The organism is Bacillus cereus group sp. BfR-BA-01310 (assembly GCF_022664325.1).
In the GTDB taxonomy this organism is placed as follows: Bacteria; Bacillota; Bacilli; order Bacillales; family Bacillaceae_G; genus Bacillus_A; species Bacillus_A paramycoides.
Window position 1 is genome coordinate 1 of sequence record NZ_JAKUHD010000059.1, and the last position, 5,782, is coordinate 5,782.

The following is a 5,782-nucleotide window of genomic DNA, read 5'->3' on the forward strand; positions in this document are numbered from 1 at the left end:
TTTTGTTTTGTTTTGTTTTGTTTTGTTTTGTTTTGTTTTGTTTTGTTTTGTTTTGTTTTGTTTTGTTTTGTTTTGTTTTGTTTTGTTTTGTGCTATCCCTAGACAAACTAAAAAACACCTTAAAAATTTATTATTCATTTCAAATTCCCACTATTATGTGATTCTTTACTATATCGTTTCACTAAAAATACTGTTATTAAAATAATAATACCTATACTCAAACCAAGTAATTGATCTAGTGCAATCACATCACGCAAAACCCAACGGAAAATAAACCCTAAACTAAACATAAACACACACATGAAACCAAAATAGTTTAATGCTTTGTGAATATCCTTCATTCTCACCCCTCCTCTAACTATATTTTACCATTTTGTACTCCACTTAGCGTACGAAATCCGCGAAATGATGGCGCTACCCCATCGCCATCAAGCTAAGAAAAACAAATACCCCAAAACGAGAAATTTTGGGGTATCATAAAATTTTTAAATCTTTACTTCTTGTTTTGTCGTTTCATTTGTATACTACTTATAACCCCAAACACAATCGCTACTGCACAACATACGATTGAGAAGGTCTGTAGTACGTTAGTAGAGTAATACCCTAGAACTAACACTACTGCTAAAATAATTCCTGCTACTAATATTCTCCGTTTCTGCATATCCATAAAATCAATTTATCCCCCTAACCTTTTACTTAAACTATATTTTACCATTTCAAATTCCGTTTAGCGTACGAAATTAAATTTATATTCTTCTATAAGGATACCAAAAAATTGATATATATACGTTATAATCCAAATATAAAACAAATTATATATTAATCTACATTCTCCCTTTGTTTTTTTATTCCGTGTGGTTAACTTCTATAATACGATCCGTTGTGGCATTAACGGTCATACGAATTTGTTTATTCCCTTGTTTGTATACGTAAATCGACGTTTTTTTATCTGCTGATAACTGGGCGTCTACTGGTAATGGTAAAATACTGTCATATTTCATGAAGTTCGTTCCAATCAATAATTTATTAGCTACTTCCTGGGATAATGGATGACTTTTATTATATTCGGCCTCCTGTGCTTTTCGCTCCTCTTCCTTCTGTTTTAGTTCCGCTTCTATTTTCTTTTCATTTTCCCATTCCTGACGAAGATGTTCACAAGTTATTCCTATAGGTTCACTATATGATTTCGGTTAGGACCAGGAAGATTATTCAGATCAACAGGGTGGATAGGAGACAATGCTTTGGGATGAATTTAAAGGGGAGTAATATTTTTTTAGTTCAAAATTATCTCCTAATCTCCTATAATGATAAATCCAATTTCCAAAAGAATATTACCCTCTTTTTTGTTAGTTATGTATAATGATGGAAGGGGGTATATATATGAATTATAAAAAAACAATAGTAAGCATATTGCTAGTAGCTTCATTATTTACATTATCTGCTTGTAAGGAAAAAGAAGTAGTAAAGCCAGTAGAGAAGAAAGAAGAGCCTCAAAAGGAACATATAACATCAGATAAAACAGAGGAAGTCACTACAGAAAAAGAAAAGCAAGATGAACAAAAGAAGGAAGAAGGACAAATTGGTATACAAACAACAGTAGAAGAACTTCAGCAACATATTGATAAACGCGGTTATATACTTTACACGGATCATCCGATTCGCCGTGTTACAAGTGAAAATAATCGAACTACCGATATATCTAATTATGGTGATTCGGTTGTTAATATTCGCACAGAAGAACCACTTGAAAATTTATCGCCAGATTGGGTGAAAGAAGGATATGCATTTATAACAGTACAACAAGATCCTTCTTTTCAATATAAATCATGGGATGAAATAACAAATTTAGAAAGGGCACTTGTAAAAGTAGCATATGCATCAGTTTCTGCATTTCGTGTGCTAGAAGCTCCTGCAAGAAAGGAAGATTTCTCAAATACTGCTGAGATTAAAGTGGCACTTACATACCTCCGAAAAGGTGGAGAATTTGATTATATGGCTCCTGTCGCCCAAGGCGGAGTAGATCAAGGGCTATTTCAAAAGAATGATAAACTGAAAAAAAGTTGGAGTAAGTTAGCAAACATAGAAAACCCTAAAGAGAATAAAATAGCTTTTTCCCAAGCATATGAGGAGGCGCGACAAGAGACGAATAATATGATAGGCCTTCTAAATATTTTAGTGTCTAAAAATTATAAGGAGCGTCTGTCGCAGCTTCCTAGTAAATAGGATGATAAGATATCCAAATAAGGCAAGTAAAATCTCTAAACATGCGAATTTTATATTGGACATCATCCCGAACAAGCTGAAGACATAGGAAATCTCATAATAAAAACAAAGGAGAAATATAATATAAAGGATTAATTTACTCCTTTCCTTGATTGGCTAAAAGCCTTTCAAGGTTTTTTTATGATTTAACAATTTTATGAATGTATTAAAAAGAATCAAAGAAAATATGATATAAATTTTAGTCTAATTTCTATACATAAATAAAGATTTAAAAGTAAACGTAAAGTAACTCCAAAATATACAATAAAAGTTGATTTTAGAGTTACTTTGAAAGCGGAAAAAGAAGCGCAACTGCAAGCTGAAAAAGAAATGAAGAAAAAGCGAGAGGTTACATTTGCTACGAAAAACCAGACGATACAGACAAGCTGTATCGTCCACTTCACTGCGCTTCGCTTGTTCGTGTATTGCTTCCCCTTTGGGGTTCGTTGTTGATTTATCAATATACAATTCATCCTTATTTACCGCTTCCCAGCGATTTTTCTGTCTTATATAATCGAATTAACGAATATTAGGATTTTTTAAAATGAATAAACAAAACGTATCATCAGCACTCGACAACCCTAGATTGTAAAGATGTTTTATCCTCCTTTGTGTATTGCATTTCTAAGATTTTCATTGCCCTTTATACTTTATTTGTACCAATGACCCATTACTTCACCTTTTCTAAAACCATAAAGAACGTACTATCCGGTAGCGCAACCGCATTCCCAGACTCATCTTTAAACTCGATTTTCTCGCTAAGATGGGTTGTATATCCATCCTGCAAATAGTTCATAGCTTGAACAATGTTTACTTTATCTCCAAAGATACCCTTTACGAAATCCTTATAGTTGTTTGGCGTAAAGATTCCAAACTGCTCCTGTACCTCATGAGCGAAGGAATCCTCGCCCCAGGTATACGTATATAAGAACTCCATCGCATCGTTAACAGGCATTTTGACTGTATTGTCTGCAAGTACCTCATACTGGATTATACGACCCTTAAATTCATGGACATACTGCTCTAAGAACTTCATTCCGCCCGCATCTTTAAAACGAATCACACGCATTAACCTTTTACCTTCGGTCATGATGCCATCACGAATGATAATACGACCTCCCGGCTTTAACACCTCGTAGGCACTCTGCAGACCCTTTTTAATTACTTCATGATTGAATTTCCTACCTTCATACTCAATATAAGAGAACAGCTCATGAAGGATAGAAGAATATACAATCGTATCAACCGATTCTTTATCAAACGAGCTGCTTAAGTTGATTGCATCCCCTTTAATGACGTCCCAAGAACGACCCTCGTTCTGCTTCTTCTTTTTCAACGTATCAATCACGTTTTCGGAAATATCGATACCATAGATTCGTTTATCCTCGGTCTCTTCTTCAATCATGTCTAGCATGACACCACCACCGGCTCCGACATCTACAACCGTATCTCCCTTTATATAATCAAGAATAATTCGTTTATCATCAGCCGAACTATTCATATGCTCCAGATACACTTCTTCGTTATGGAATCTATCATACGCATCCTTACGTAACCCGAAGAAATCAAATAGCAGCACGTTTGCCCGAGCATGCATCATATCTACCTTTTCTGCCTCTACACAGAAGGTAATTAACGCCTCACCTACAGCAGAAAACTGAAACGCCACATACGCAGTCTTCATATCTTCATCGACTTTAACCTCAAAGGAAACATGCGTTGTATCCAGCTTCTCGTTCTCACGGTACTCCCGTAGATACTTCTCAATAACCCGCTTACGATACACGTTGTCCTTCTTCTCGCCTTTGAAATCATAGTGCAACTGCTGCATCAATTTCTCGAAATGGATATGCTGAACCTTTCCAGTGCCTATCTCGTTCTTTAACATAACAAAAACTGTCCAGATATCCTCGAAGCTAAGAGCATGCATAGACGGTTCTACATACCACAAATCCTTATCAGATAAGAAGGTTTGAACGCCATTCTTCTCGCTCCCCATAATTATATCTTTTTCAAATGCTGACTCCTTATGTTTTGGCGTGAGTCTATGTATGCGAGAAGTAAATAGCTCCACATAGCCATCAAACAGACCATCAATTGTAATCTTCACATCGTCCTTTACTTCACTCCACAAGGATTTTGATACGCCCTCAATAATACATTGGTTAAGATAGTATAGAATCTCCTTTAACCTATCGTCTCCGTACTCTTCTTTATACGTGTTGATCAAATCAAAATGTGAGCCCAAACGAGCCTCCCCGCGGATATACTGTCCGATTAATCCATGTGTTCTAATTAAATCTCGAACAAACAAATACTCAGTAGAGTTTAAGTTTGTCTCTATACGTTCGATAAACTGAATATCACTAAAGATATCAGCAGAACCCTCGTTATGTACCAATAGGTTTATCCCATTTTCCTTCCATTGCTCCCGCTGTTTTAAAGAGCCTACCTTTGCAAGCTCACTATACGTTAGTACCTTTTCAATAATGCGATACGCTTCTTCATCTAAAGACAACCCATCTAACACTTGCAGCGTACGGTGTACATAGTACAACACCGCATCCGTTTTTAATGCACCAAGTACCTGTACATTCTCATAGTTTTGATGTATCTCCTCTGCCTCGATTAGATGCTTTAACCACGTAGGGAGAGCATCAGAAAACCCTTCAATGTATTTATTTAGAACTTCAATGTTTTTCAACTTATTTACCTCCATATATAATCAATATCCTCGCATTACCCTAACGCCCGTAACACATTAAGTCCATTCTCTGTTAGCTTTACCGCACCGTTTGGACAACCCTCACAACCTGTACTTTACAATTAACCGTTTATTAAGCAGCGATTGTACCGTCCGTTTGTTGGGACCCCATAGCTCAGCAGGGAGAGCGCCACCTTAACAGGGTAGAGATCATGAGCCCGAGCCACCGGAGTAATTACTTTCAAAACAGTTTATAACTTATAAAAATCTGTCTCATTATTTCTTATTTCAGACCTTAATTTTTAAACTTCAAACATAAAACCCCTACGGTTGGAAGATCCGCCGGGGCCCACTTTAACTCCAATAAATTATTAACATGAACCCATATCAACTCGGCATGCTCAAGCGCTTTAGGTATACCGGACTCTATGTATGCCTTATAAGTAACAAGATGAACTATAATATTCTCATACTCATGATTCACTTCTTCTATTTTTTCACCAACAGTAATTAAACATCCTAGTTCTTCTTTGATCTCACGTATCAGTGCATCTTGCGGCATTTCCCCTTCATTAATTTTTCCACCTGGAAATTCCCAATAGTTCGGTAAGGACATTGCAGGAGAACGTAATGCACATAGTATTTCATTCTTCTCATTAAAAATGACCGCTCCAACAACCGATACTTTTTTCTTCATGAATCGTCACTTCTTTCACATCTTATTTATTGAACTACCCCCACTTTCACTTCGTTTAGAAGTGGGGGATTCCTAAGTAAAGAGTTCTATCGAACTCTAATTTATTAGGCTATCTCCGC

The 5,782-nt window shown here is 36.1% G+C and carries 6 protein-coding genes; 1 reads left to right on the top strand and 5 read right to left on the bottom strand.

What is annotated here, in order from left to right; all coding sequences use genetic code 11:
- Window positions 1-134: 134 nt before the first annotated feature.
- From MR109_RS29300 to MR109_RS29310, 3 genes are all read right to left on the bottom strand, one after another.
- Window positions 135-341, bottom strand: a complete 207-nt coding sequence (locus MR109_RS29300) for a hypothetical protein (protein ID WP_242274816.1) — start codon at window positions 339-341, stop codon at window positions 135-137.
- Between the two features lie 152 nt (window positions 342-493).
- The gene (locus tag MR109_RS29305) at window positions 494-667 is read right to left on the bottom strand and encodes a hypothetical protein (RefSeq protein ID WP_242274817.1); all 174 of its coding nucleotides are present in this window, start codon (window positions 665-667) and stop codon (window positions 494-496) included.
- 178 nt (window positions 668-845) lie between these two features.
- Window positions 846-1,001 carry a hypothetical protein gene (locus MR109_RS29310; RefSeq protein WP_242274818.1) on the bottom strand — a complete coding sequence of 52 codons (156 nt, stop codon included), beginning with the start codon at window positions 999-1,001 and terminating at the stop codon, window positions 846-848.
- A gap of 379 nt (window positions 1,002-1,380) precedes the next feature.
- On the opposite strand from MR109_RS29310, the gene MR109_RS29315 reads away from it, so the two are divergent.
- Window positions 1,381-2,223, top strand: coding sequence for a hypothetical protein (locus MR109_RS29315; protein WP_242274819.1), 843 nt, complete (start codon window positions 1,381-1,383; stop codon window positions 2,221-2,223).
- A 709-nt stretch (window positions 2,224-2,932) separates the two neighbouring features.
- Here MR109_RS29315 and MR109_RS29320 read toward each other — a convergent pair.
- On the bottom strand, window positions 2,933-4,981 hold the full coding sequence (locus MR109_RS29320; RefSeq protein WP_242274820.1) for a class I SAM-dependent methyltransferase: 2,049 nt from the start codon (window positions 4,979-4,981) through the stop codon (window positions 2,933-2,935).
- 280 nt (window positions 4,982-5,261) lie between these two features.
- Window positions 5,262-5,663, bottom strand: coding sequence for a (deoxy)nucleoside triphosphate pyrophosphohydrolase (locus tag MR109_RS29325; protein WP_242274821.1), 402 nt, complete (start codon window positions 5,661-5,663; stop codon window positions 5,262-5,264).
- Between the last annotated feature and the right edge of the window lie 119 nt (window positions 5,664-5,782).

Excerpts from the sequence above, each read along its gene's own strand:
- MR109_RS29325 (WP_242274821.1), bottom strand. The coding sequence starts at position 5,663 with ATGAAGAAAAAAGTATCGGTTGTTGGAGCGGTCATTTTTAATGAGAAG.
- MR109_RS29315 (WP_242274819.1), top strand. The coding sequence starts at position 1,381 with ATGAATTATAAAAAAACAATAGTAAGCATATTGCTAGTAGCTTCATTA.
- MR109_RS29310 (WP_242274818.1), bottom strand. The coding sequence starts at position 1,001 with ATGAAATATGACAGTATTTTACCATTACCAGTAGACGCCCAGTTATCA.
- MR109_RS29305 (WP_242274817.1), bottom strand. The coding sequence starts at position 667 with ATGGATATGCAGAAACGGAGAATATTAGTAGCAGGAATTATTTTAGCA.
- MR109_RS29320 (WP_242274820.1), bottom strand. The coding sequence starts at position 4,981 with ATGGAGGTAAATAAGTTGAAAAACATTGAAGTTCTAAATAAATACATT.
- MR109_RS29300 (WP_242274816.1), bottom strand. The coding sequence starts at position 341 with ATGAAGGATATTCACAAAGCATTAAACTATTTTGGTTTCATGTGTGTG.